Source organism: Syntrophomonas sp. UBA1041 (assembly GCF_002316705.1).
Taxonomy (GTDB): Bacteria; Bacillota; Syntrophomonadia; order Syntrophomonadales; family Syntrophomonadaceae; genus DTU019.
Genome location: NZ_DCEA01000054.1, coordinates 27470 through 28231 on the forward strand (window position 1 = coordinate 27470; position 762 = coordinate 28231).

Below are 762 nucleotides of genomic sequence, written 5' to 3' on the forward strand. Positions count from 1 at the left end.
CCTCAACGGCGGGTTTGGCAGCGGGGTTTCCGATGTGCTGACCGAGATGGGCTTTTCAGCAGATTTAATGAAAATAGGAATTCCCGATGAGTTTGTTGAGCATGGCAAGACCGAATTATTATTGGAGTGCCTCAATATGGATGCGGCTTCGGCTGTAGAAGGCATCCTGAAACGCTGGCCGGAACTGCTCAAGAAAGGCCATGAATTGGAGTTGCTTAAGATTGTCAAAGGTTAGGCTGGACGTCCTGGTTCATAAGAAGTCCCTGGCGGCGAGCCGGGAAAAAGCCCAGGCTATGATTCAGGCCGGACAGATTTATGTCAACGGGCAGAAGATGGATAAGCCCGGTTCGCTGGTGGCTGAAGAATCTGATGTCGAGGTTCATGGCGAGAGGCTGAGATATGCAAGCCGGGGCGGTTTAAAGCTGGAAAAGGCTTTAGAAGTGTTTGCACTTGATTTTGCAGACAAAGTGGTTTTGGATGTGGGGGCTTCCACGGGCGGCTATACCGACTGCGCTCTGCAAAATGGCGCCAGGAAGGTTTACGCGGTCGACGTCGGATATGGACAGCTGGATTGGAAGCTGCGCAACGACCCCCGGGTTATCAACCTGGAACGCACCAACATTCGCCATATAAGCAGTCGCGAGCTGCCGGAAATGGTGGATATTATCACCATAGACGTGTCGTTTATCTCCACCGCCCTGGTTTTTCCGGCTATTGCCCCCTGGCTGAGGCCGGACGGCCAGGTTATATGCCTGGTTAAGC

The 762-nt window shown here is 52.9% G+C and carries 1 protein-coding gene and 1 pseudogene; both read left to right on the forward strand.

Annotated features, from left to right (window positions below; translation table 11 throughout):
• A pseudogene (locus tag B2633_RS08255) lies at positions 1-235 on the forward strand (1-deoxy-D-xylulose-5-phosphate synthase); the annotation flags it as partial.
• Positions 222-762, forward strand: a 541-nt coding sequence (locus B2633_RS08260) for a TlyA family RNA methyltransferase (RefSeq protein ID WP_483170125.1), incomplete at its 3' end; no start/stop codon positions are given. The pseudogene B2633_RS08255 and the gene B2633_RS08260, both read left to right, overlap by 14 nt.